A 23,040-nucleotide genomic window follows, 5' to 3' on the forward strand; every position below is an offset into this window, starting at 1 on the left:
TTCCAGAGGCCTGCCCATGACCATCGCTGCCGTCCTGACCGGCGACCTGATTGACTCCCAAGGCGTCGAGAATACGCAGGATTACGTCAACCAGCTACGTGCCACGTTGAGCAAACTGCTGCCATTGTGCGCCTTCAGTCACGAGCTGTACCGTGGTGACAGCTTTCAACTGACGCTGGAGTCCTCAGCTGACGCCGTTCGCTGCGCCGTGATGCTGCGCGCAGCGCTGATTGCAGCCAGCCCTGAACACGAGCGTTACGACGCCCGCATCGCTATCGGCATTGGGCACGCGCCTGAGAGTAACCACTATGGCGAAGCGTTCGTGCTCTCTGGTCAGGGGCTCGACGGTATGAAAAAAGAAACTCTTGCCCTCTTCACCCACTCCGCCAGCCTGCTGGACCACCTCGAGTTACCCATCGCCTTTGCCGCTCGCATCATCGAGAACTGGACCCGAGTCGAAGCCGAGACCTGGTGGTTGCACGCCACCATGAACACTAGTCAAAAGGCGCTTGCTGAACATCTGGGCAAGTCTCAAGTCACCGTACACAAGGCACTGCAGCGTGCCGAAGCCCCACTGATTGACCGCTTTCTGGCCCGCAGCCACGAATGGATTACGGAGCTGGCCGGTGACTGATCTCATGCTATTGCCATTGATGCTGCTCCTGCACATGCTCAGCAGCCTGTGGGCCAACGCCCGGCCGCTGCCCGAGCAAGCCGACCGGTTGCAGCAACGCGCCTGGCTAACTCTCAAGGCCTTGCCATTGGCCGCCGCCATCAGTGCCTTGCTGCTGTCGCAGGGGCTGGTCAGCGGCCTCATGGGCTTCATCGTGATACTGCTCAGCCAATTGATTCTGGAACACCAGCGCCTGACCCGGCCGCAAACCTTCACCGCCAGCTTTGTGCTCGGCCAACTCATCCCCGTCGCTATCGTGGTCCTGCTCTGGAGCGGCGCCACCGACAACTGGAGTCAGTTGGCAGCCGCTTTTGAGCAGTTGCTGCAACCGCAGATGCTGACCGTGCTGGTGGGCGCACTTTTCCTGCTGCATCCGACTTCGTCACTGATTGCCCTGATCCTGACGCCCTGGCTGAATCACGTGGACCTGCAGGATGAGCAATCGTTGAAGAAAGCTGGCCGTCTGATCGGCTTTCTTGAACGGCTGCTGGCCTTTGCCTTTGTGGTTATGGGCCAATGGTCGGCCATCGGTTTTCTGCTCGCAGCCAAGAGCATCATGCGCTTCAACGACACCCGACAGGCCAAGCGGCCGGTGTCAGAGTATGTCCTACTCGGGACACTGCTCAGCTTCGGCACCAGCGTGGCGACCGGACTGGCCGTCCGCACGCTACTCGGCGGTTAGCCGCGACACACTAATCTGGCAAAAATAGCCTCACGAAGGTAAAGTCATCAGCCCTTCGCGGCGCTCTGCCACCGAGCGTTGCCCCTCCCCAGCTCATCAGGAGAGTCCATGCGTCTGTGTGTTTTCTGTGGTTCCTCCCCCGGCAACCAACCCGAATATCTTGCCGCCGCTCAGCAGCTCGGCACCGCGCTGGCCAAGGCCGGCATTGGCCTGGTGTACGGCGGTGCCCAGGTTGGTCTGATGGGTGCAGTCGCTGATGCGGCGCTGGCCGCCGGTGGCGAAGTGATTGGGGTGATCCCGCGCCATCTGGTCGAGCGCGAATTGGCCCACGAAGGCCTGACCACCCTGCACGAAGTCGGCTCCATGCACGAACGCAAAGCCATGATGGCCGACCTGTCTGACGGCTTTATCGCACTGCCCGGCGGCGTCGGCACCTTTGAGGAACTGTTCGAAGTCTGGACCTGGGGCCAACTGGGCCACCACCAAAAGCCCTGCGCCCTGTTCAATGCCTCCGGCTACTACGACAAGCTGATCGAGTTCCTCAACCACGCAGTAAACGAAGGCTTCATGCGCCAGCCCTACCGCGACATGCTGATCGTCGACAACGCAGCAGAGCCCCTGCTCGCGAAGGTCCGCGACTACACACCGCCCAGTGTCGCCAAGTGGGTGAAGACCGGGCAGCGCTGACCCGCACACGGCTGTCGGCAGCCCGCCGACAGCCGTGCACAAATCTTCCAGACACCCACAAACACTGGGTTATGCTGCACTGATACTCGTCATCCCCTAGGCGTGCGCCATGAAACCCAGCAACTGGATCGATCTCAAGCAGGATGCCGACACCGGCATTGAGACGATTCGTGCCCATTTTGAGGGCCACGCCTACGATCCGCACTGGCACGACAGCTATCTGGTCGGTTTTACCGAGCAGGGCCTGCAGCGCTTTCATTGCGGACGGCAGCGCTATGACAGCGTGCCGGGCAAGGTCATTCTGATTGAGCCGGGTGAAGTGCATGACGGTGAGGCGCCGACAGAGGATGGTTTCACCTATTCCATGCTGTATCTGGACCCGCTGTGGATGGAGCGCGAGATGCGCGGGCTGTTTGCCGACGCGCCCGAGGATTGCGTCCCCGGAATGAGCATGACGGTGACGCAGTCACCCGAGCTGATCTTCGCCATCGCCAGCACCTTTCAGACCCTGCATCAGCAGGAACTGCGCATTGTCAGGCAGACGGCCTTGGACTATCTGCTCAGCAACCTGTCGGCACATACCCAGTGGCGCCGCCGTACCGAGGCCAACCCGCGCATGCCGCAGGTGGCGTTGCGAGCCCGCGACTACCTGCACGCTCATGCGCATGAAGACCTTGGCCTGAACGAGCTGGCGGCCGTGACCGGTGTTGACCGCTTTCGCCTGAACCGCGCGTTCAAGGCGGCTTTCGGCATGGCGCCGCACGCCTATCTGGTACAGCTGCGTCTCGCCCAGGCCCGCCGCCAGCTGGCCGCAGGTCAGGCCCCGGCCGAGGTGGCCGCCAGTCTGGGATTTGCCGATCAGAGCCATCTGGGACGCTGGTTCAAGCGTGCCTACGGCGTCACCCCCGCGCACTACCAGCAACGCTGCTCAGGCCTTCCAGACCGACGCTGAGACACGCGGCAGACTGGCTCTCGAATCCATTTTCGGGAGAACTGTCTTGACCGCCCTGCTGCCCTTTCTTGTCTTTGCCTTTGTTGCCTCCATCACCCCCGGCCCGACCAACCTGTTGGCCATGAGCAGCAGCGCCCGCTTTGGCCTGCGCGCCAGTCTGCCTATCGTGCTGGGCGGCTGCGCGGCTTCCGCCGCCCTGGTGCTGGCGGTGGGGCTAGGCGCCGGTGCAGCGCTGCTGACGCACCCCGAGATGGCGACAGTATTCGGCTGGGCGGGCGCGCTCTGGCTGAGCTGGCTCGGTTGGAAGATAGCCACCGGGGATGTGCAGCTGAACACCGACAGCAGCACCGACAAACCGCTGGGCGCTGCGGCGGCCGCCTTGATGCAGCTGATCAACCCCAAGCCGTGGACCGTGGCGCTCGCGGTTGTTGGTGTCTTCATGAGCACCTCAGGCGCGCCGGCCTGGATGCTCGCGCTGCTGTTTCTGCTGATCGCCATTCCCTGCATGCTGCTGTGGGCGTGGCTGGGCCTGAAAGCGCGCCATTGGCTGCATTCTAGGGTGGCACTGCGACGCTTCAATCAGCTGATGGGGGTGCTGCTGGCGGGCTCTGGCTGGCTTGGCCTGCTCGGCTAAGTTCAGTCAGACGCTGATAGCCTGACTGGCTCAGCAGCACCAGATTGACGGTGGTGGCGTAGATCTGGCCGCTCACCTTGAGACTGTCGATCAGCGCCTTGTGCGCGTCGGCCGCCAGATAGAAGAAGTCCTTCCCCTCCTCCAGCTGCGCCTCGCAGCGACGGAACACCCGAAACGCCGTGCCTTTGGGGGCGTGATTGAGTTCGTCGAGCTGACGCAGGCTCAGCGTATCGGTGTCGGCATAGTGGATGGGCTGCATGTCTGTCGTGTTCAAGGTCAAAGTGGGTGGCGGCAAAAACATCATCAAGCACGCTACTCAGACGGCATGCTGGCGAGGGGCGTCACGGAGCGGACGACTTGCCAGATACCGCACGGCGAGACCACATTGTGCCAAAGTCGGCGATCAGCGGTAAGTGCCCTCTGGGTCTGCCGCGCGTTCGCGGCGATGCGGACGTTGCACTGCAAGGACTGAATCATGGCGCTGCCCCGGTCCTGCGTCACAGTAGACGCGAGCACACCGGGCAACCGGAGCACAGAAGGGCTTATGGCGCTCCCGGCAAGCCGTTATACTCGCCGCCCCCACCTTGGAGAGAACGTCATGAGCAAGCAAGACGATCAGTGCCTGAACGATGCGAGCACCGACCAACCGGTTGCGCCGTCAGCGACCGGGCTCGGCGCCCTCTTTGCGGCCGCCGGCAAACAGGCCGGCAAAACCAACTCGCCCAGACAGGGCAAGGCGGGCTTCGACCCGCACACCAAGCGCGTACATATGCCGCCGCGTGGCACGCGCCGCTCGATGGGTAAACGCTGATTGATCAGCGCCTGCCGCCGCTACAACGGCAGAGCAAAATGGAAGCTGGCGCCCTCGCCAGGCCGTGACGTCACACCAATGTGGCCACCGTGCAGCTGCACGACCTCCTTGCATAGTGCCAACCCGAGGCCTGCCCCGCCCTTCTTGCCGCCGCCCTGAACAAAGGGCTCGAACACCCGGATCTGCTGACTGTAGGGAATACCCTCACCGGTGTCGGTGACGGCAAATACCACGCGTTTGCCATTACGCTGCACCGACACGGTAATGCTGCCGCCCACATCGCTGTGCCGCAACGCGTTGCCGACCAGGTTGTCCAGCACTCGCTCCAGCTGCAGCCGGTCCAGCCGCGCAACGGCCAGGTCGTCATCTATCTCTTCGTGCATGCTTATGCCCTGCTGCTGGGCCTGGGCCTCAAAGCGCGATACCACCGCTCGCACCAGTTCGCGCGGGTCGCATGGCTCCAGCTCCAGCTTCTGCAGGCCATTCTGATAGCGCGAGAAATTGAGCAGGTCGTTGATCAGGTCCACCAGCCGGCGCATTTCCTCATCGACAGTGTCGAACAGGTCTTGCTCGCGACTGCCCGGCGTGAACTCCAGCCGTTCCTGCAACAGGGCAAAGGCCATGTGCATGCCGGTCACCGGCGTACGCAGCTCGTGGGAGGCGCGTAGCACAAACTCACGACGCACCCGTTCGAAAGCACGCTGATCGGTCACATCACGCAGCACCATCACCGCGCCCTGCACCCAGCTGTCGTTGCGCACCACCGGGGTCAAACTGTAGTCGAGCAGGCGCGTCTCACCGGACACCTGCACCGCCAGGTCTTCCTGTTCGCTGCTGAAGGCATCACCGGCCAGTACTTCGCGCACCTGCTCATCCAGCTCAGGACGCCCCATGGCCTGCCCCAGTGATTGCCCCAGCTCGCGCGCATCCCAGTTGAGCTGGCGCCGGGCAACCGGGTTGAAGTGGTCCACCTCACCATGCTGATCAAGAATCAGCAAGCCGTCGTCGATACTGTCGAGTACCGCTTGCAGGCGCCGCTGCTCTGACTGCAACGCTTCCAGGTCAGTGCTCTTGAACTGACGCAGCGCCTCGGCCATGGCGCCAAAACGGCGACTGAGCGCCGCCACCTCGGTGACCGGTGACAGCGGCAGCATTACGTTGAAGTCACCTTGACCGATACGGTCGGCAGCCTGCGCCAGGCTTTCAATGGGGCGGCCAAAGCGCTGGGCAATGCTGTGGGCCGTCAACAGGCCCAGCAGCAGCACTGCCAGACCAATCAGGCCCAGCAGTATGGCAATCAACCAGGCGCGCTGGTGGGCCGCGGTTTCCGCTACTTCAACGTATTCCAGATAGCGGTTCTGCACCTCATTGATCCGGTCACGCATGGCCGCCACATTAATGCTAAGTGTGCTGTCGGAAAGCAGGTCACGGCGCAGGGAGGTGGGGCGCTGGAGCACCTGATCGTAGACCGAGTAAGCCCGGCTGATCTCGCTAATGGCTTGGCGGTCGGCGTCACTGCGCGCCTGCTCCCCGGCCACCGTCAACCACTCCTTGAATATCCGGTCTGACTCCTTGAGCGCGGCAGAATCAAAGTCTTCGGCCAACAGCATGGTGACCTGACGACCGATCTCCTGACGCATGCCCATGGTTGCCTTGAGGATGCCGATGTTGCTACTGACACTCAGACTCTGCGACTGCGTGAGGCTGAGCACGCCAACCATCCCCACCAGCAAGCCGACCAGGGCAACCGTCAGCAACGCACTGCTGCTGAGAAACAGCTGGCTGCGCAGCTTCATAGACCGAACTGCTTACGCTTGCGATACAAGGTAGAAGCATCAATCCCAAGGGTGCGCGCGGCCTGCTCCAGCGTCGGGCTGGAAGCCAGCACGGCTGCGATATGCGCCTTCTCCAGCTCGTCCAGGCTCAGGCTCGCGCCCACACGTGGTGCGGCGTTGTCTTCGGGTTCTGCGCCCAGGCCCAGGTGCGCTACATCCACCCGCTCTTCATTGCAGATGATGCTGGCACGTTCGATGACGTTGCGCAGTTCGCGGATGTTGCCGGGCCAGCCGTGGTTGAGTAGCGCATTCTGCGCGCCGTCGCTGAAACCACGCGCCGGACGGGCGTAGTCCTTGACGAAGCCGGCCAGAAAGCGGTCGGCCAGAGTGAGAATATCGTCGGTACGCTCGCGCAGCGGAGGCAAGGTCAGGGTAATCACGTTGAGGCGATACAGCAGGTCTTCGCGAAAGCGCCCTTCCTTGGCCATCTCGGTCAGGTCAAGGTTGGTTGCCGCCAGAATGCGCACATCCGCGCGGCGGGTCACCGGATCACCGACGCGCTCGTACTCTTTGTCCTGAATAAAGCGCAGCAACTTGGGCTGCAGCGTGAGCGGAAAGTCACCAATCTCATCCAGAAACAGGGTGCCGCCGTCGGCCTGGCTGACACGCCCCAGGGTACTTTCGCTGGCACCGGTGAAGGCGCCCTTGGTGTGGCCAAATAGCTCGCTTTCCATCAACTCGGCATTGAGAGAAGGACAGTTGATGGTGACGCATTCCTTCTTGGCCCGCCGGCTCCAGCCGTGAATCAGGCGGGCCAGCTCACCCTTGCCCGTCCCCGACTCACCTAAAATAAGGATGTTGGCATCGGTGCCGGCTACCTGACGCGCGGTTTCCAGTACCGCCATCATCGCGGGGCTTTGCGAATCGCCGCTCACGCGGGTCTGCCGTACTTCCTCTTCCAGGGTTTCCAGTCGCGCGGCCATCTGCCGCGCTTCAAGCTGCTTGGCTGCGGACATGCGCAACTGATCAGGGCTGCAAGGCTTGACCAGATAATCGACAGCGCCGGCCTGCATGGCGTCGACCGCGGTATCCACCGCCGAATGAGCGGTTACCATCACCACGCGCATCCAAGGCGCAATCGCGCGCATGCGCGCCATCACATCCAGGCCATTTTCCTCGCCCAGACGCAGGTCCAGAAAGCACAGGTCAAACACCTGGCTGTGCAACACCGACTCGGCTTGCATACCGTTACTGGCGGTCGCTACCAGATACCCCTCGTCTTCGAGGCAGTAACGGAAGGTACGCAAAATCGCTGGCTCATCATCAACCAGCAATATCCGGCCATTGCTTTGAGTTGCATCCATAAGGGTTGTCTTCTCCGGGCGCTGATCCCACCGCAAGGCAGTCGTGCAAAATGCATGACCTACCGGGACGCATCTTGCAAACTGCATGCAAGGCAATCTGCGAAAATTCTGTAAGCATTTGATTTTTATTGATTTAAAAACACTAAAAAGCCTGGCACGACGCTTGCTCAAGTACTAATACAAACCAGAAAAAGGCGAGCCACAAGCAAACCTTTATACGGATATTGACTGGAGAAGACCGTCATGCGCAGCGCCAAACCCATCGCACTGCTTAGCCTATCCACCGCCCTGCTGTGCTCACTGTCAATGAGCACGCAAGCACGCGAGCCGGCTCTTAGCATGGAGCCGCACCAGGCCACGATAGTTCAATCTGCCGACGACAGCCGCATCGTCAGCACCCTGCAATCACGGTTGACCTGGCATGGTAACACGTCCGGCATCGACATCCGTGTGGACAGCAACAAGGGGGTTGTACGGCTCAGTGGTGTGGTTCCCGAGCGCGGGGACAAGCGTGTTGCGGTCGCTACCGCCCTACACACGCCGGGCGTGGTCAGCGTGGATGCCAGTCAACTGCATATCGGACAGGCTCGGACAGTCAGCGAAGCACGCTGGCCAAGTCCGGCGCTGCAGACTGCCAACCGACTGCAGCTGTAATGCAAAAAGAAGGAAAGGAAAAAAATCATGTCTCTGGAGCCCAAACCTGCGATTTACTTTCATATAATGGAAGCCACTCGACCTGGAGCTTTTGATAACCAGTTAACTGAGCGTTTTACCGCCGCACCGAGGAGATCCCCCATGTACAACTGGGCCATCGCCTTTATTGTCATGTCTCTTGCCGCCGCCGTATTTGCATTGGGAGGATTTGGCGCCCCCTACGATCAGCTGGGCGCTTTGCTTTGCCCCCTGTTTTTGGCCCTGTCTGTGGTGGCTGCCGTAATGGGCAAACGCACCCGTCATCGCCAGTAGCACCCCGTTGACCGCACCAGCGGATACGGTAACACTGACATTGCAGCAGCTGCCCCGCGAGTTGCTGCCCCTGGCCAACCGGTTCTACCGCCGCCACCATCGCGGTATGAAGGCGAATGGCCAACAGCAGATCTGGGTGCTGCGCGCACCTGACATCTGCGCCAGTCTGTGCCTGCAGCCCGTGGAAACTGGACACTGGCTAACCGCCTTGCTGGTCGCGCCAGCGATGCGCGCCCAAGGCCTCGGCACTCAGCTGCTAGACCAGGTGCGTGCCGAGGTCGACGGCCCCATCTGGCTGTTTTGCGCCCCGCACCTGACTCCCTTCTACCAGCGCTGCGGCTACCAGCTTGCCGCCCACCTGCCTGAATCGCTCGACTCACGCCTGCAACGCTATCAGCGCAGCAAGTCGCTGGTCGCCCTGGCAAACCTGCCCGGGTAAGCCATTTCTACCCCATCGTGGCAGCTTGCCACCAAATGCAACACAATTCTGTAATACGCGCACTACAACAGTGCGCGCGCAGCTATTGTACCTGTGTACCGAAGAGCAACCGCACCCGCAATTATGACGTAAGCAATTGATTTAAAAAGAAAATAAAAAACTGGCAAGCTAAATGCTATGTGAGCAATGCCAACGCACTTAAATCAAAAACCTACGGGGTATTACGTGATGATGAAGAAAATCGCAGTTGCCGTTGCTACCGCCAGCACGCTCTCTTTTGCCAACATGGCGCACGCCGAAGCCTTTGATACCGCCATGGGCGAGTTTGACGTCAGCATGACTGCCACCCTGGCAACCGACTACATCTGGCGCGGCCAGTCGCAAACCGATGGCGCTGGCGCCATTCAGGGCAGCCTGGACATCGCCCACGAAAGCGGCCTGTACATCGGTGCCTGGGCATCCAACATCGACTCAACCGACTTTGGCGGCTCCAGCATCGAGATCGACTACTACGCCGGCTACGGCGGAGCCATCACCGACGACATCAGCTACGATCTGTCCTGGACTACTTATACCTACCCGAAAAACAGCGCTATCGATGTTGAAGAAGCGCTGGCCAGCATCAGCCTCTACGGCCTGACCCTGGGCGCCAAATACGCGTACGATCCGCAGAGCGCGCTGTACACCTACGTAGGCTATGACTTCTCCCTGCCGTACGACGTGGGCCTGGGCCTGCACTACGGCCTGACCGACACCAAAGATCCGCTGAACGGCGTTGACGGTGACGAAGAATACGGCGATTGGGCCGTCACCCTGAGCAAAACCATGCTGGGCCTCGACGTCGCTCTGATGTACAGCGACACCGACCTGGGTGATGACTGTGCCTACTCCAGCCAGGATTCCTGTGACTCCAACGTCACCCTGTCGGTCTCGAAAACCCTGTAATACCCGGCCCGGGCTAGCATATCCCCATCAGACGCTGAGCCCGGGCTGCTGTTCCGTCAGCATTGCACCGCCTCTTTTGCGCTGTTCCACGGCAGCTCGAAAGCGGCGGTTTTTTTATTCACGACTAACCGTGCGGGTGGCGCCTAAGGACGGAACGGTGTTGAGCCCACTGACGGGGACCACGCCGGCCAGAACGCCGCATTGCGCGGGCACGCGGTTGGCTTGGTCCGCCTTGCCACAGATGACCACACAACAAAAAACCGGCCCAAGGCCGGTTTAGTCGTCATGCGCTCTTGCCGCTCAGGCGCGTGGCAAGGTAACGCCGCGCTGCCCCTGATACTTGCCGCCGCGATCACGGTAAGAGGTTTCGCAGGTCTCGTCGGACTCAAAGAACAGCATCTGCGCTACACCTTCATTCGCGTAGATCTTGGCCGGGAGGTTGGTCGTGTTGGAAAACTCCAGGGTCACATGCCCTTCCCACTCCGGCTCCAGCGGCGTGACGTTGACGATAATGCCGCAACGCGCGTAGGTGCTCTTGCCCAGACAAATAGTCAATACATTGCGCGGAATACGGAAGTACTCAACGGTGCGCGCCAGCGCAAAGGAGTTGGGCGGGATGATGCAGACATCACTCTGAATATCGACAAAGCTCTTGTCGTCGAAGTTTTTCGGATCAACGATCGCCGAATGGATATTGGTGAATACCTTGAACTCGTCGGCGCAGCGCACATCGTAGCCGTAGCTGGAAACACCGTAGGAAATGACCCGCTCGCCCTCAGCGCCGCGGATCTGGCGCTCGACAAAGGGTTCAATCATCCCCTGTTCCTGGGACATGGTGCGGATCCAGCGGTCGGATTTGATGCTCATGGCGGGTCCTGAGTGATCTGTACGAAAACGAGCCAGCATGTTACCGGGTTATAGGCAATGACAAAAGACCGTCATCAATCCTCGCTAATGCTGATCTCCGGCATGCCGCCGGCGCCTTTCAGCGCCGTGATGCGCGCAGCGGCGTGACGGGCCATGTCCTGATAGACCATGCTGATCTGGCACTCCGGCTCAGCCACCACCGTCGGCTTGCCGCCATCGGCCTGCTCGCGAATCATCATTGACAGAGGCATCGAGCCGAGCAGCTCGACATGGTATTGCGCCGCCAGGCGCTCACCACCACCCTCGCCAAACAGGTGCTCGGCATGGCCGCAGTTGGAGCAGATGTGGATTGCCATGTTCTCAACCACACCGAGCACCGGGATGTTCACCTTCTCGAACATGCCGATGCCCTTCTTGGCATCCAGCAGCGCGAGATCCTGCGGTGTGGTAACGATAACGGCGCCCGTCACCGGCACCTTCTGCGCCAGGGTCAGCTGGATATCCCCCGTGCCCGGCGGCATATCTACAACCAGATAATCCAGGTCATCCCAGGCGGTCTGGGTCAGCAGTTGCATCAGTGCACCGGACACCATCGGGCCGCGCCAGACCACCGGCGTGTTGTCATCCACCAGAAACGCCATGGACATAACTTGAATGCCGTGCGCACGCGGCGGCACAAACCATTTACCCTCGCGGGTTTCCGGTCGCGTGCCTTCGGGCAAGCCCAGCATCAGCCCCATACTGGGGCCATAGATGTCGGCATCCAGCACACCGACCTTGGCGCCCTCTCGCGCCAGAGCCAGCGCCAGATTGGCGGCCGTGGTGGACTTGCCTACCCCGCCCTTGCCAGAGGCCACCGCAATCACGTTCTTGACGTTGGCCAGCGCCGCGACCTGCCCCTGCACCGCACCCGCTTCAATCTCGCAGCGCACACTGACCTTGGCCGAGGTCACGCCATCGACATTCTCCACCGCCGTTTGCAGAATCTGCGCAATGCCACCGACCAGGCTGCCGGCGGCATACCCCAGCACCAGCTCAGCCTCGACCTGCCCGCCATTAATCTCCAGACGGCGCAGGCAACCGCAACTCAGCAGGTCGGTTTTCAGGTAGGGGTCCTGGTATTGGGCCAGGGCCTGTTCAATGGCAGCGCGATCAAGGGTCGACATGACGGAGTTCCGAACGAGATAAAGAGGCCGCTATGCTACCGAGCAGCACAGCCCAACGCAAAGCGGCCCGCCGGTGGAGCCGGCGGGCCGCTGCTTTAACGCAACTGATCAGGCGGCGTCAGCTTGTGGCTCGGCGTCAGCCTCTTCTGCCTCGTCGCTGGACTCCTGCTCAGCCGGGGCCACCTTGGCAGCATCGGCCTGCTCTACCTGCTCGATCAGGGTGTTCATCAGGCGAGTACCGCGCTCACCGACCATCTCGGCAAACACATCACGCACCGGCAGGCTGCGCTCGCGGAAGGCTTCACGCTCTTCAGCGGTCAGGTAAACCAGTTCGATGTCGCTGTTCTCGGTGATGATATCCAGACGCTCGGTGTTCAGGCGGGTCTGCACGTCGTGAATCCACGGCACCAGCTCGACCACTGCCTCTTCGACCACATCCTTGCGCTCCTGGCTCAGACCGTCATACCAATCGCTGTTGGCCATAAAGGTCGCGATAAACTGAGCCTGGTTGGCAAAGATCAGGTAATCCTGCACCTTGTAGAAGTCCATTTCCTGGTGGGCAAACACCGGTTGGATGTTGCCATCCAGCTGACCCAGCTGCATGCCGCTGAACAGCTCACCGTATTCCATGGTGGTCGGGTCGGCGCCGTAGGCGCTATAGGTTTCGCGCAGCAGGCGGTTATCCATGGTGCGGATCGCCAGGCCGTCAAAATCCTCGGGGGTGCGGACCGCCTTGTTGGCACTCCAGACCTGCCAGCCTTCCGGCACAATGGCGAGCGGCTGCAGGCCGCGATCACGGTAGGAGGCAACCAGGTCCTCGTTCTTGCGGAAGGCCGGGTCGTTGAGAATCTCGGTATTGGTCTTCTCGTCATCGGTCAGCACGAAGTTCAGGCTGAACAGCTGCGACTCGGGAACGGAACCGCCCAGAAAACCGGAGCCGAAGGCAAACTGCACTGCACCGGACTGGACCTGATCATAGATATCGGTCAGACCACCCAACTGGCCGTAGGGGTAGAGTTTGACCTCTACCGCGCCGTCGGTCTTTTCCTTGATCAGCTCGGCAAACTTGGCGCCGTACTCGTATTGCACGCTGCCATCAATCTCTTCCAGGGCAAAACCCCATGTTTCGGTTTCTACTTCGGCAGCCGCAGTCGGCTCCTCCGCTGCAGGGGCGGTATTCGATGCCGTCGGTTCTTCCTCGGACCCGCACGCTGCCAGCATGATCGCTGCTGCACCAATACATCCATTGCGCCAATTCATGGAACACTCCTTATCAACTGTTCTGGATTCCTCACGAACCTTAACACAGCACAACCGCATGTCCACGCCGTGCAAAAGCCTTTTATATGAGTTAAGGTCAAAAAAGGCGCCGAAACTACGGACCAGATCGCATTCTGACTGCAGCGTCCGAATTACGACATTGCACCAGCAGATAGCGTAGACGAGGTCTGATCGGTCAGCCCGGAGACAATAGCCACACAGGACACATTGCATGCCCCAGCCAGCCGAGCCGTCGGCAAGCCACACGAGCGGCTCTTTGCTGCTACGTCTGCTGGGCGCGGTAGACCGCGTTACCGAGTGGGTCGAAAAAATCATTCTGGGCAGCAGCGTGCTGTTTCTGGCCGGACTGCTGATCGTGCACGTACTGGGCAGGCAGCTGTTCGGCAATGGTGTGACAGGCCAGGTTGAGCTCACCCAGATCAGCCTGATCATCATGACCTTCTCGGGGCTCGGCTACGCCGTGCGGCGCGCACGCCATATCAGCATGTCCGCTTTCTTCGACCAGCTCAGCGGCAAACCACGCAAGGCGCTGATGATCTTCATCGCCCTGGGCACCGCTGCCCTGATGTTCTACCTGGCCTGGCACGCTGGTGACTATGTCACCAACATTTACGAGCGCGGCCGCACCTCCTCCGCCCTGCAGATTCCGCTGTGGATTCCCTACCTCGCGGCCCCGGTCGGCTTTGTGCTGGCCGGCATCCAGTTTGTGCTCACCGCCGTGCGCAATCTGACCTCTCGCGAGGTCTACCGCTCCTTCACCGAGAAGGACGAATACGACGCCATTCCGGACGACGGCGCGCTCTGACCAAGGCTACGGACCCATGCTTACCCTGACCTTCATTACCATGATCGTGCTGCTGGCATTGGGCTTCCCAATGATGGTGCCGCTGCTGGTCGCCGCGCTCATGCTGCTGTTTCTGGTCATCGACCTGGGCAACGTCAGCCTGCTGATGGGACAGATGATCAGCGGCGTGCAGTCCTGGGCGCTCGCCGCCGTACCGCTGTTCATTTTTGCTGCCGACCTGATGACGCGCGGGCATACAGCCAACCGTCTGCTGGACCTGGTACAGAGCTTTGTCGGCCACCTGCGTGGCGGCCTGCCGATCACCACCGCCGCCAGCTGCACCCTGTTTGGCGCAGTGTCGGGCTCTACCCAGGCAACCGTGGTGGCCATGGGCGGGCCGATGCGCCCAAAGCTGCTGGAGAAGGGATACTCAGACACCTTCAGCATCGCCTTGATCATCAACGCCAGCGACATCGCGCTGCTGATTCCGCCCAGTATCGGCATGATCATCTACGGGGTGATTTCAGGGTCCTCAATCGGTGACCTGTTTATCGCCGGTATCATCCCCGGCCTGCTGATCCTGCTGTTGTTCTCCATCTACTGCTGGGTCGCCTCCATCCGCATGGGCATTGCGCCAGAGCCAAAGAGCGATTGGACCACACGTCTGCTGGCCCTGCGCAAGGCGCTGCTGCCGCTCGGCTTTCCTTTGGTGGTGGTCGGCGGTATCTACGGCGGCCTGTTCAGCCCGACGGAGGCTGCGGCCATCGCGGTGCTCTATGCCCTGATTCTTGAGGTCGTCATTCTGCGCGCGGTAAAGCTGCGCGAGTTGTGGGATGTGGCACTGTCTACCGGGCTGATCACCGCCGTGGTGTTCATTCTGGTAGCAGCCGGCAACGCCTTTACCTACGCCATCTCCTTTGCCGGTATCCCGCAGGCCATCCTGGATCCGGTGATCGCCAGCATCGGCGACAACCAGACTCTGGTGCTGGCCCTGATCGCCGTGTCGTTTTTCATCGGCTGCATGTTCGTTGACCCCATCGTGGTCATTCTCATCCTCACACCGCTGTTCAAGCCCGCAGTCCAAGCCGCCGGCCTGGACCCGGTGCACGTTGGCGTGATTGTCACCCTGCAGGCCGCCATCGGATCGGCAACACCGCCCTTCGGCTGCGACATCTTTACGGCCATGGCGATCTTCCGCCGGCCCTACTTCGATGTCATTCGCGGTACACCGCCCTTCATATTCATCCTGCTGATAGCGACAGTGTTACTGATACTCTTTCCCGAGATATCGCTGTGGCTGCCTTCGCTCGCCCAGGACTAATTACAAAACGCCATCAAATATGACGTTTTTGTCCTATCGAATTTGCGAATCAGCGCCGATATTCTGATCGTTAACGGACTATTTGCTTTTTTGCCTCACCCCCTCAGGGCAGCGCATGCCGTTACAACAACAATATCGAGAAGCGCCCAGGAGGCACCCATGATGTCAGAGCAACACGCCGAGGCGCTTGCGCCCGCCGCCAAGCCCGTCCTCGCTCGTAGCCGGCTAGCCTTGGCCGGGCTGATCATCTGCGAACTCTTTCTGTTTGCCGCAGTGCTGCTCAGCACGACCGGCGTGCTCTTCTGGGCCGCATTGGCCATGCTGATCCCGACGCTCGCGCTTACCTGGCAGCTGCATGGCGGAGCCGGCGACAGCGGCGCACTGGGAGCCAGCCTGCAACGCGTTAACGGCAAGCAGATTGATCTGCGCCTGGGCAATGAGAAACACAGCGACGACCCAGCCATTCAGGAGTACGTCAAACTAAACGAACGCCTGCGCGCCATCATGCTGGAGCTGCAGCAGAACAGCCTGGGCACGGCGCTGGCCTCAGCCAATAGCCGCCTGCTGGCAGAACAGGCAGCGCGGGACGCGCAAAGCCAGCAGCAGGTCTCCGAACTGATCTTCCATGCCAGCGAGCAAACCACCAGTGCCCTGCAGGACATCTCCCATCGCGCCACCGGTGTCACCGAAGTCAACTCCCGCAACCTGGAAATGGCCCGTCAGTCGCGCGAGCAGATGAGCGATGCCCGCAGCAAGATGCAACAAATCAGCGACGCCATGGGTGGCTTCAAGGACAACGTCAGCGCCCTGAACGCCACCTCGGCAAAGATCCGCGACATCCTGACCACCGTGCAGGACTTCTCTGCGCAGACCAACATGCTGGCACTCAACGCAGCGATTGAAGCCGCCCGCGCTGGCGAGCAGGGTCGCGGCTTTGCGGTGGTGGCCGATGAGGTACGCAACCTGTCGCTCAAGGTCGGCAACGCCGCCGAACAGATCAGCCAACTGATGGGCCAGATGAGCGACGCCATGGCTGGCGCAGATGCCCAGACCCTCGGCATGCTGGAGCAGACCGAGGCAACTGGCACGGCCGTCAGCAGCGCAGCCGATCAGTTCGATGCCATGGTTGATGACTTCCAGCGCGCCAACGACGATCTGCTGATGGTCAGCAGCGCCCTGGAGGAACTGACCGCCACCAACGCCGAAACACTGCAGCACGGCGGCGAGATTCGTGACCTGAGCCTGACCATCAGCCAGCACATGGCCGCCACCCACACCCAGGCCGATGCGCTGCGTGACAACACCAACCTGGCGCTGCGCTCGCTGGCCGGTTTCCGTCTGGGCGAAGGCCAGCTGGAAGCCGTGACCGAAGTCCTGATGGCACGGCGCAAGGAAATCGAGCAACGCCTGGACGCGCTGGCCGACAACGGCGTTGATCTGTTTGATCAAAACTACACGCCGGTGGCCAATACCAACCCGCCCAAGCACGACGTGCGCTGGGCCGACGCCTTTATCGACCGCATTCGGCCACTGCTGGACGAGTGGGACAAGGGCGGCCAGGACGGTATTGTTTATACCGCTGCGGTGAACGAGCGCGGCTATCTGCCGACCAGCCGCAGCGCCTCCTCCCAACCACCCACCGGCGACCCGCGCATTGATGCCGCGCGCAGCAACTACAAGCGGTTTGCGGTGTCCAGCGACACCGACCTGCGCATTATGGCCAGCTGCACTTACCTCAATCTGGGTACCTTTGTGCTGCCCGGCACCACCACCGTGGTGTTCGTGCTCTATGTGCCGATCTTCGTCAAAGGCCGCCGCTGGGGGACGATGTCTTCCGCGATTGCACCGGCGGCATTGGGGCTCTGAGGGCCGCCGCAGTGCGGCGAGCTGGAAGCCGCAAGCAAGACAGTTTGGGCTTTTAGGTTTTAGCTTGAGGCTTGAAGCTTGAAGCTTGAAGCTTCCGCCTTGCAGCTAACGCTCGGCCGCCGCAATAAACGCGGCGGCGACGTCTGCCGCTTCTTCTATTAGCGCCTGCTGTGTCAGGCCGCTGGACTTCAGCGGCCGAAAGTCGTGTTCGCCGGACTCCAGCCAGTGCAACTGCAGTGCAGGATCCAGCGGATAGGCCGCGACCTCATCTGGTTTGCCAAAGGGGTCCCGGGTGCCCTGCACTATCAGCCCCGGGCAACCGATCTGCTGCAAATGCTCAATACGGGTACGTTCGGGCTTGCCCGGCGGGTGAAACGGATAGCCAAAGCAGATAAAGCCGGCGGCCCCCACCTCCGCCGCCAACTGACTGGCCACGCGTGCGCCCATCGACTTGCCGCCTAGAAACAGACGCCCGGAAACCCCAGCGGCCTGCTCGCGCATACATTGCTCCAGCATCGGCATCGGGTTGGGCGGACGCTTGCGGCCATCGTCGCGGCGCGCCGCCATATAGGGGAACTCAAAGCGCGCCACCTTGACCCCCTGGGCAGACAGCGCCGCCGCCAGCTGCGTCATAAACGGGCTGTCCATCGGCGCGCCGGCGCCATGGGCCAGCAGCAGCGTTGCTCTGGGCTCGCCGGCTGGCTGGTCGGTCAGCACTGATTGCATAACACCTTCCTTTATATAGATTCGTACGCTGCGACACGATGTCACATAAACTGCGCCCTGCTGCACCTTCACATAACCCCGGTAGAGGGCTAGTCTGAACCCTGTCCCGACGTTTGTCTCTCCGACGCGCTAGCGGTGAAGCTATCTCGGGCAACCACCCTGGTGGGGCCATGGCGAGCAGGCCATACAAGAGCAAAATTCTCGCCGTTTCAAGCCTTTGAAGGGCTTTGCGACGCACCTCGACACTGACCTATGTCATTGCAATGCGCGCGGGCTTTCCTCATACTTGCCAGCGCTTTAAACCCAATAAACCAACTGCTATCCGTGGAATCTCGCATGAGCACAGCTACCACTCCGACAGCCTATAACTATAAGGTGGTACGCCAGTTCGCCGTCATGACGGTGGTCTGGGGTATCGTGGGCATGGCCATGGGCGTCTTTATTGCGTCCCAACTGGTCTGGCCTGAACTGAATTTTGGCTTGCCGTGGACTACCTTCGGACGTCTGCGTCCGTTGCACACCAACGCGGTCATCTTCGCCTTTGGCGGATGTGCCCTGTTCGCCACCTCCTACTATGTGGTCCAGCGCACGACGCAGGCCCGCCTGGTATCCGATGGCCTCGCTGCTTTCACCTTCTGGGGTTGGCAAGCGGTTATCGTTCTCGCGGCGATCACTCTGCCCATGGGCCTCACCAGCACCAAGGAATACGCTGAGCTGGAATGGCCAATCGACATCCTGATCGCGGTTGTGTGGGTGAGCTACGCGCTGGTGTTCTTCGGCACCATCATGAAGCGTAAGATGAAGCACATCTACGTGGGCAACTGGTTCTTCGGTGGTTTCATCATCACCGTTGCGGTCCTGCACATCGTCAACAGCATGGCGATGCCGGTTACCCTGACCAAGTCCTACTCGATGTACTCCGGTGCTACCGATGCGATGGTGCAATGGTGGTACGGCCACAACGCAGTTGGTTTCTTCCTGACCGCCGGCTTCCTGGGCATGATGTACTACTTCGTACCCAAGCAGGCTGAGCGTCCGATCTACTCCTATCGCCTGTCCATCGTGCACTTCTGGGCGCTGATCGCCATCTACATCTGGGCCGGCCCGCACCACCTGCACTACACCGCTCTGCCTGACTGGGCTCAGTCCCTGGGTATGGTGATGTCCCTGATCCTGCTGGCACCCTCCTGGGGCGGCATGATCAACGGCATGATGACCCTGTCCGGCGCCTGGCACAAACTGCGTACCGACCCGATCCTGCGCTTCCTGGTTGTGGCACTGGCGTTCTACGGCATGTCCACCTTTGAAGGCCCGATGATGGCTATCAAGACCGTCAACGCACTGTCCCACTACACCGACTGGACCATTGGTCACGTACACGCTGGTGCTCTGGGCTGGGTTGCCATGATCTCCATCGGTTCGCTGTACCACCTGATCCCGAAAGTCTTCGGTCGTGAAGCCATGTACAGCACTCCGCTGATCAACGCTCACTTCTGGCTGGCGACTATCGGCACCGTGCTGTACATCGTGGCCATGTGGGTCAACGGCATCACTCAGGGCCTGATGTGGCGCGCAGTCAACGTTGACGGCACCCCGACCTACTCCTTCGTCGAGGCGCTGGAAGCCAGCCACCCGGGCTTCATCGTCCGTGCAATCGGCGGTGCCTTCTTCCTGCTCGGCATGTTGCTGATGGCTTACAACGTATGGCGCACCGTGCGCCACAGCAAAGCAGCTCAACTCGAAGCTGCGGCCCAGACTGCCTGAGGGATGTGCTAAATGAAACTGCATGAAACAGTAGAAAAAAATCTTGGCCTGATGATCTTTCTGATGGTGTTTGCCATCAGCTTCGGCGGCCTGGTTCAAATCGTACCGCTGTTCTTCCAGCCGGAAACCACCGAGCCGGTAGAGGGCCTGCGCCCGTACACCGCAGTGGAGCTGGAAGGTCGCGACATCTATATCCGCGAAGGCTGCGTTGGCTGCCACTCGCAGATGATCCGTCCGTTCCGTGCCGAGACCGAACGCTATGGTCACTACTCGGTTGCCGGCGAAAGCGTCTGGGAACACCCCTTCCTCTGGGGCTCCAAGCGCACCGGTCCGGACCTGGCCCGTGTTGGCGGTCGTTACTCCGACGACTGGCACCGCGCTCACCTGATCAAACCTCAGGACGTGGTGCCGGAATCCAAGATGCCAGCCTTCCCCTGGCTGCAGGATGACGTGCTTGATGGCAAGCACACCGCCCGCAAGATGGAAGTGCTGCGTACTCTGGGCGTTCCTTACACCGATGAAGACATCGCCGGTGCTCAGGAAGCAGTCAAGGGCGTATCCGAAATGGATGCTCTGATTGCCTACCTGCAACACCTTGGCACTGTCCTGTCGGATCGGTAAGCAACCATGGATATCAATACTCTCCGAGGCCTTGGCACAGTATTCGCGTTTGTCGCCTTCGTCGGCGTCGTGATCTGGGCCTACAGCACGTCCAAGAAGAAGGACTTCGATGAGGCAGCCCAGCTGCCCTTCGCGGACGAAGAGGACGACAAGGCCTCCGGTGAGCAGCACAAAGATGCTAGGAGTGACAAGTAATGACTAATTTCTGGAGCGGGTACATTGTTGTCCTGACCCTGACCTGCCTGGGCCTCATCCTCTGGCTGCTGCTGGCGACCCGCAAGGGCCAACGCAAGGAACAGACCGAAGAAACCCTGGGCCACAGCTTTGACGGCATTGAAGAGTTCGATAACCCGCTGCCCCGCTGGTGGTTCGTGCTGTTCATCGCCACCATGGTATTCAGCGCCATCTACCTGTTCCTGTTCCCGGGTCTGGGCAAGTGGCCGGGCTACCTGAACTGGACCCAAGTAGGCCAGTACGAAGCAGAAGTCGCCAAGGCTGAAGAAGCCTTTGCCCCGATCTTTGCCAAGTACTCCGCCATGCCGGTTGAAGAAGTCGCCAAAGATCCTGAAGCGGTTGCTATAGGCCAACGCCTGTTCGCCACCAACTGCTCGGTCTGTCACGGCTCTGACGCCCGCGGCGCCTTCGGCTTCCCGAACCTGACCGACAACGATTGGCTGTACGGCGGTGACCCGGAAACCATCAAGACCACCCTGCGCGCAGGTCGTCAGGCAGCGATGCCCGCGTGGCTCGCGGTTATCGGTGAAGATGGTGTACGCAACGTCTCCGGCTATGTCCGCAGCCTGTCCGGCCTGGAAACCGAGAACGTTGATCTGGCCGCAGGCCAAACCACCTACACCAACACCTGTGCGGTCTGCCACGGCCCGGATGGCAAGGGCAACCAGCAACTGGGTGCGCCCAACCTGACCGACGACATCTGGCTGTATGGCTCCAGCTTCCTGCAGGTTCAGCAGACTGTGCGTTATGGTCGTAACGGCCACATGCCGACACAGGCCCACCTGGGTGAAGACAAGATCCACATGCTGGCCTCCTACGTTTACAGCCTGTCCCACAAAGACGAGCAGTAAGCCGCAGCAGTGGTTGCAACACCCAACGGGGAGGCCAGTGGCCTCCCCGTTTTTTTTGACGCGACTACCTGTCGCATTGTGGCTGCGGACCAAGAGGTCTATTTTCAATATTGAGAAAGTACGCGTCTTGCATCGCGTACCAGCTTAGCGGCAAAGATTGGCCCTACGAGAGGCCAGTCGCCGTGCACCCCTTCCGCCTGATAGGGTTAGTCTGACCATGAGCAAAATCCCCGTCCAAGATGTAACACCCAAGGTCGAAACCTACGACCTCTACGCCAAGCGCCAGAAAATCCAGACCCGCTCCTACAAGGGCCTGTTCATGAACGTACGCCTGGCCGGCGTGGCTGCACTGTTTCTGTTGTACTTCGGCACGGTCTGGCTGCCGTGGGGCGACCGCCAGGCGGTGCTCTGGGATCTGCCCGCCCGCCAGTTCCATATCTTTGGCGCGACCTTCCAGCCGCAGGACTTCTTCCTGCTGTCCTTCCTGCTGATCATCTGCGCCTTTGGCCTGTTCTTTATCACCGTGTTCGCCGGCCGGGTATGGTGTGGCTATACCTGCCCGCAGACTGTCTGGACCTGGATTTTCATGTGGGCAGAGCGCATCACCGAGGGTGAGCGCAATGCACGCATCAAGCTCGACAAGGCGCCCATGAGCGTCAACAAGTTCCTGCGCCGCAGCGCCAAGCATGCCATCTGGCTGGTGGTTTCGGTGCTGACCGCCATCACCTTTGTTGGCTATTTCACGCCCATCCGCGGACTGGTAGCAGACCTGTTCACCCTGCAGATTGCCGGCTGGGCCGCGTTCTGGGTGTTCTTCTTTACCGCCGCCACCTATATCAACGCTGGCTGGCTGCGCGAGCAGGTGTGCTTTCACATGTGCCCCTACGCACGCTTCCAGAGCGTCATGTTCGACGCTGACACCCTGATCGTGTCCTATGACGCCAAACGCGGCGAGCCGCGTGGCGCCCGCAAAAAAGGCGTCGACCCGGCTGAGGTCGGCAAGGGCGATTGCATCGACTGTAACATCTGCGTGCAAGTGTGCCCGACCGGCATCGATATCCGTCACGGGTTGCAGTACGAATGCATCGGCTGCGCAGCCTGCGTAGATGCCTGCAACGAGGTCATGGATAAGATGGAGTACCCGCGCGGTCTGATTCGCTATACCACCGAGCACGAGCTCGAAGGCAAGAAGACCCACTGGCTGCGCCCTCGCCTGCTGGGCTATGGCGCGGCTCTGGTGACCATGATCGTGATGTTTATCATCACCGTCGGCAACCTGGCTCAGGTATCGCTGGATATCGAGCGAGATCGAAACGTTCTGTATAGAGAAACCCGTGCCGGGGACATCGAGAACGTGTACATTGTCAAAATTTTCAACAAGGGTCAGACCGAACGCACCTACACAATCGACGTCAGCGGGCACCCGGCGCTGCAACTGCAGATGCCGGACAACCGCCTGACCGTCGCGCCAAGCCGCAAGCTTGAACTGCCGGTCAACATCCATATGGAGCCGGGCGCGCTGAACGGCGCGACCAACATACCGATCACCTTTGTGGTCACCGCTGAAGACGATGACAGCGTGCAGGCCGAGGCAGAAAGTCGCTTCATGGCGCCGCAGGTACGCTGATGAG

25 protein-coding genes are annotated in these 23,040 nt (G+C 60.7%); 18 read left to right on the forward strand and 7 right to left on the reverse strand.

Translation table 11 applies throughout. From position 1 onward, the window contains the following. The first annotated feature begins 16 nt into the window (after positions 1–16). From CNQ84_RS06545 to CNQ84_RS06565, 5 genes are all read left to right on the forward strand, one after another. Positions 17–634 carry a hypothetical protein gene (locus tag CNQ84_RS06545; RefSeq protein WP_096004107.1) on the forward strand — a complete coding sequence of 206 codons (618 nt, stop codon included), beginning with the start codon at positions 17–19 and terminating at the stop codon, positions 632–634. After that, the gene (locus CNQ84_RS06550) at positions 627–1,355 is read left to right on the forward strand and encodes a hypothetical protein (protein ID WP_133065873.1); all 729 of its coding nucleotides are present in this window, start codon (positions 627–629) and stop codon (positions 1,353–1,355) included. Before CNQ84_RS06545 ends, CNQ84_RS06550 begins: the two co-directional genes overlap by 8 nt. A gap of 108 nt (positions 1,356–1,463) precedes the next feature. Continuing rightward, entirely contained in the window at positions 1,464–2,042 is a 579-nt protein-coding gene (locus CNQ84_RS06555; RefSeq protein WP_096004109.1) for an LOG family protein, read from the forward strand. A 109-nt stretch (positions 2,043–2,151) separates the two neighbouring features. Continuing rightward, the gene (locus CNQ84_RS06560; RefSeq protein ID WP_096004110.1) at positions 2,152–2,994 is read left to right on the forward strand and encodes an AraC family transcriptional regulator; all 843 of its coding nucleotides are present in this window, start codon (positions 2,152–2,154) and stop codon (positions 2,992–2,994) included. Between the two features lie 46 nt (positions 2,995–3,040). After that, positions 3,041–3,628: a LysE family translocator gene (locus CNQ84_RS06565; protein WP_096004111.1), complete on the forward strand. Its 588-nt coding sequence runs from the start codon at positions 3,041–3,043 to the stop codon at positions 3,626–3,628. Here CNQ84_RS06565 and CNQ84_RS06570 read toward each other — a convergent pair. Next, positions 3,570–3,887, reverse strand: a complete 318-nt coding sequence (locus CNQ84_RS06570) for an ORF6N domain-containing protein (protein ID WP_096004112.1) — start codon at positions 3,885–3,887, stop codon at positions 3,570–3,572. The two genes, CNQ84_RS06565 and CNQ84_RS06570, sit on opposite strands and share 59 nt — an antisense overlap. A gap of 339 nt (positions 3,888–4,226) precedes the next feature. On the opposite strand from CNQ84_RS06570, the gene CNQ84_RS06575 reads away from it, so the two are divergent. After that, the gene (locus CNQ84_RS06575) at positions 4,227–4,439 is read left to right on the forward strand and encodes a hypothetical protein (protein ID WP_096004113.1); all 213 of its coding nucleotides are present in this window, start codon (positions 4,227–4,229) and stop codon (positions 4,437–4,439) included. 20 nt (positions 4,440–4,459) lie between these two features. Here the strand turns inward: CNQ84_RS06575 and CNQ84_RS06580 are convergent, their stop codons facing one another. Both CNQ84_RS06580 and algB read right to left on the reverse strand, forming a co-directional pair. Next, a complete protein-coding gene (locus tag CNQ84_RS06580; RefSeq protein ID WP_096004114.1) occupies positions 4,460–6,235 on the reverse strand; it encodes an ATP-binding protein in 1,776 nt (591 codons plus the stop codon). Beyond that, positions 6,232–7,578: a sigma-54-dependent response regulator transcription factor AlgB gene (gene algB, locus CNQ84_RS06585; protein WP_096004115.1), complete on the reverse strand. Its 1,347-nt coding sequence runs from the start codon at positions 7,576–7,578 to the stop codon at positions 6,232–6,234. The genes CNQ84_RS06580 and algB overlap by 4 nt, the downstream gene beginning before the upstream one ends. Positions 7,579–7,821: 243 nt before the next feature. On the opposite strand from algB, the gene CNQ84_RS06590 reads away from it, so the two are divergent. The 4 genes from CNQ84_RS06590 (at position 7,822) to CNQ84_RS06605 (ending at position 9,928) form a co-directional block, all read left to right on the forward strand. Further along, positions 7,822–8,232, forward strand: coding sequence for a BON domain-containing protein (locus CNQ84_RS06590; RefSeq protein ID WP_096004116.1), 411 nt, complete (start codon positions 7,822–7,824; stop codon positions 8,230–8,232). A gap of 27 nt (positions 8,233–8,259) precedes the next feature. Beyond that, positions 8,260–8,544: a hypothetical protein gene (locus tag CNQ84_RS20380; RefSeq protein ID WP_133065874.1), complete on the forward strand. Its 285-nt coding sequence runs from the start codon at positions 8,260–8,262 to the stop codon at positions 8,542–8,544. Between the two features lie 7 nt (positions 8,545–8,551). Then, a complete protein-coding gene (locus CNQ84_RS06600; RefSeq protein WP_342745751.1) occupies positions 8,552–8,983 on the forward strand; it encodes a GNAT family N-acetyltransferase in 432 nt (143 codons plus the stop codon). Positions 8,984–9,211: 228 nt separating this feature from the next. Beyond that, positions 9,212–9,928 carry a TorF family putative porin gene (locus CNQ84_RS06605; RefSeq protein ID WP_096004118.1) on the forward strand — a complete coding sequence of 239 codons (717 nt, stop codon included), beginning with the start codon at positions 9,212–9,214 and terminating at the stop codon, positions 9,926–9,928. Positions 9,929–10,228: 300 nt separating this feature from the next. Here CNQ84_RS06605 and dcd read toward each other — a convergent pair whose 3' ends face one another. The 3 genes from dcd to dctP form a co-directional block, all read right to left on the reverse strand. Beyond that, entirely contained in the window at positions 10,229–10,795 is a 567-nt protein-coding gene (gene dcd / locus CNQ84_RS06610; RefSeq protein ID WP_096004119.1) for a dCTP deaminase, read from the reverse strand. Positions 10,796–10,869: 74 nt separating this feature from the next. Beyond that, the gene (apbC, locus tag CNQ84_RS06615) at positions 10,870–11,961 is read right to left on the reverse strand and encodes an iron-sulfur cluster carrier protein ApbC (RefSeq protein WP_096004120.1); all 1,092 of its coding nucleotides are present in this window, start codon (positions 11,959–11,961) and stop codon (positions 10,870–10,872) included. A gap of 108 nt (positions 11,962–12,069) precedes the next feature. Next, the gene (gene dctP / locus CNQ84_RS06620) at positions 12,070–13,221 is read right to left on the reverse strand and encodes a TRAP transporter substrate-binding protein DctP (protein WP_217350066.1); all 1,152 of its coding nucleotides are present in this window, start codon (positions 13,219–13,221) and stop codon (positions 12,070–12,072) included. 232 nt (positions 13,222–13,453) lie between these two features. Between dctP and CNQ84_RS06625 the strand changes: the two genes are divergently transcribed. The 3 genes from CNQ84_RS06625 to CNQ84_RS06635 all read left to right on the forward strand — a co-directional run bounded on the left by CNQ84_RS06625 (position 13,454) and on the right by CNQ84_RS06635 (position 17,213). Continuing rightward, on the forward strand, positions 13,454–14,047 hold the full coding sequence (locus tag CNQ84_RS06625; RefSeq protein WP_096004121.1) for a TRAP transporter small permease: 594 nt from the start codon (positions 13,454–13,456) through the stop codon (positions 14,045–14,047). Between the two features lie 16 nt (positions 14,048–14,063). Then, positions 14,064–15,347, forward strand: coding sequence for a TRAP transporter large permease (locus CNQ84_RS06630; RefSeq protein ID WP_096004122.1), 1,284 nt, complete (start codon positions 14,064–14,066; stop codon positions 15,345–15,347). A gap of 756 nt (positions 15,348–16,103) precedes the next feature. Next, the gene (locus CNQ84_RS06635) at positions 16,104–17,213 is read left to right on the forward strand and encodes a methyl-accepting chemotaxis protein (protein ID WP_425439954.1); all 1,110 of its coding nucleotides are present in this window, start codon (positions 16,104–16,106) and stop codon (positions 17,211–17,213) included. A 105-nt stretch (positions 17,214–17,318) separates the two neighbouring features. On the opposite strand, the gene CNQ84_RS06640 is transcribed toward CNQ84_RS06635, so the two are convergent. After that, on the reverse strand, positions 17,319–17,939 hold the full coding sequence (locus tag CNQ84_RS06640) for an alpha/beta family hydrolase (RefSeq protein WP_096004124.1): 621 nt from the start codon (positions 17,937–17,939) through the stop codon (positions 17,319–17,321). Positions 17,940–18,275: 336 nt separating this feature from the next. Between CNQ84_RS06640 and ccoN the strand changes: the two genes are divergently transcribed. The 5 genes from ccoN to ccoG all read left to right on the forward strand — a co-directional run bounded on the left by ccoN (position 18,276) and on the right by ccoG (position 23,036). Continuing rightward, the gene (gene ccoN / locus CNQ84_RS06645) at positions 18,276–19,703 is read left to right on the forward strand and encodes a cytochrome-c oxidase, cbb3-type subunit I (RefSeq protein WP_096004125.1); all 1,428 of its coding nucleotides are present in this window, start codon (positions 18,276–18,278) and stop codon (positions 19,701–19,703) included. 12 nt (positions 19,704–19,715) lie between these two features. Then, complete coding sequence (gene ccoO / locus CNQ84_RS06650) at positions 19,716–20,324, forward strand: cytochrome-c oxidase, cbb3-type subunit II (RefSeq protein WP_096004126.1); 609 nt, start codon at positions 19,716–19,718, stop codon at positions 20,322–20,324. A gap of 6 nt (positions 20,325–20,330) precedes the next feature. After that, positions 20,331–20,519, forward strand: a complete 189-nt coding sequence (locus CNQ84_RS06655; RefSeq protein WP_096004127.1) for a cbb3-type cytochrome oxidase subunit 3 — start codon at positions 20,331–20,333, stop codon at positions 20,517–20,519. Then, the gene (ccoP, locus tag CNQ84_RS06660) at positions 20,519–21,409 is read left to right on the forward strand and encodes a cytochrome-c oxidase, cbb3-type subunit III (protein ID WP_096004128.1); all 891 of its coding nucleotides are present in this window, start codon (positions 20,519–20,521) and stop codon (positions 21,407–21,409) included. Before CNQ84_RS06655 ends, ccoP begins: the two co-directional genes overlap by 1 nt. Before the next feature lie 217 nt (positions 21,410–21,626). Then, positions 21,627–23,036, forward strand: a complete 1,410-nt coding sequence (ccoG, locus tag CNQ84_RS06665) for a cytochrome c oxidase accessory protein CcoG (RefSeq protein WP_096004129.1) — start codon at positions 21,627–21,629, stop codon at positions 23,034–23,036. The last annotated feature ends 4 nt before the right edge of the window (positions 23,037–23,040 follow it).

Origin of the sequence: Pseudomonas abyssi, assembly GCF_002307495.1 — a bacterium.
Classification (GTDB): domain Bacteria; phylum Pseudomonadota; class Gammaproteobacteria; order Pseudomonadales; family Pseudomonadaceae; genus Halopseudomonas; species Halopseudomonas abyssi.

Excerpts from the sequence above, each read along its gene's own strand:
- CNQ84_RS06580 (WP_096004114.1), bottom strand. The coding sequence starts at position 6,235 with ATGAAGCTGCGCAGCCAGCTGTTTCTCAGCAGCAGTGCGTTGCTGACG.
- ccoP (WP_096004128.1), top strand. The coding sequence starts at position 20,519 with ATGACTAATTTCTGGAGCGGGTACATTGTTGTCCTGACCCTGACCTGC.
- CNQ84_RS06560 (WP_096004110.1), top strand. The coding sequence starts at position 2,152 with ATGAAACCCAGCAACTGGATCGATCTCAAGCAGGATGCCGACACCGGC.
- CNQ84_RS06575 (WP_096004113.1), top strand. The coding sequence starts at position 4,227 with ATGAGCAAGCAAGACGATCAGTGCCTGAACGATGCGAGCACCGACCAA.
- ccoN (WP_096004125.1), top strand. The coding sequence starts at position 18,276 with ATGAGCACAGCTACCACTCCGACAGCCTATAACTATAAGGTGGTACGC.
- dctP (WP_217350066.1), bottom strand. The coding sequence starts at position 13,221 with ATGAATTGGCGCAATGGATGTATTGGTGCAGCAGCGATCATGCTGGCA.
- CNQ84_RS06605 (WP_096004118.1), top strand. The coding sequence starts at position 9,212 with ATGATGAAGAAAATCGCAGTTGCCGTTGCTACCGCCAGCACGCTCTCT.
- CNQ84_RS06635 (WP_425439954.1), top strand. The coding sequence starts at position 16,104 with ATGCAACAAATCAGCGACGCCATGGGTGGCTTCAAGGACAACGTCAGC.
- CNQ84_RS20380 (WP_133065874.1), top strand. The coding sequence starts at position 8,260 with ATGTCTCTGGAGCCCAAACCTGCGATTTACTTTCATATAATGGAAGCC.
- CNQ84_RS06555 (WP_096004109.1), top strand. The coding sequence starts at position 1,464 with ATGCGTCTGTGTGTTTTCTGTGGTTCCTCCCCCGGCAACCAACCCGAA.
- CNQ84_RS06570 (WP_096004112.1), bottom strand. The coding sequence starts at position 3,887 with ATGCAGCCCATCCACTATGCCGACACCGATACGCTGAGCCTGCGTCAG.
- CNQ84_RS06625 (WP_096004121.1), top strand. The coding sequence starts at position 13,454 with ATGCCCCAGCCAGCCGAGCCGTCGGCAAGCCACACGAGCGGCTCTTTG.
- CNQ84_RS06590 (WP_096004116.1), top strand. The coding sequence starts at position 7,822 with ATGCGCAGCGCCAAACCCATCGCACTGCTTAGCCTATCCACCGCCCTG.
- CNQ84_RS06545 (WP_096004107.1), top strand. The coding sequence starts at position 17 with ATGACCATCGCTGCCGTCCTGACCGGCGACCTGATTGACTCCCAAGGC.
- ccoO (WP_096004126.1), top strand. The coding sequence starts at position 19,716 with ATGAAACTGCATGAAACAGTAGAAAAAAATCTTGGCCTGATGATCTTT.
- apbC (WP_096004120.1), bottom strand. The coding sequence starts at position 11,961 with ATGTCGACCCTTGATCGCGCTGCCATTGAACAGGCCCTGGCCCAATAC.
- ccoG (WP_096004129.1), top strand. The coding sequence starts at position 21,627 with ATGAGCAAAATCCCCGTCCAAGATGTAACACCCAAGGTCGAAACCTAC.
- CNQ84_RS06655 (WP_096004127.1), top strand. The coding sequence starts at position 20,331 with ATGGATATCAATACTCTCCGAGGCCTTGGCACAGTATTCGCGTTTGTC.
- algB (WP_096004115.1), bottom strand. The coding sequence starts at position 7,578 with ATGGATGCAACTCAAAGCAATGGCCGGATATTGCTGGTTGATGATGAG.
- CNQ84_RS06630 (WP_096004122.1), top strand. The coding sequence starts at position 14,064 with ATGCTTACCCTGACCTTCATTACCATGATCGTGCTGCTGGCATTGGGC.
- dcd (WP_096004119.1), bottom strand. The coding sequence starts at position 10,795 with ATGAGCATCAAATCCGACCGCTGGATCCGCACCATGTCCCAGGAACAG.
- CNQ84_RS06640 (WP_096004124.1), bottom strand. The coding sequence starts at position 17,939 with ATGCAATCAGTGCTGACCGACCAGCCAGCCGGCGAGCCCAGAGCAACG.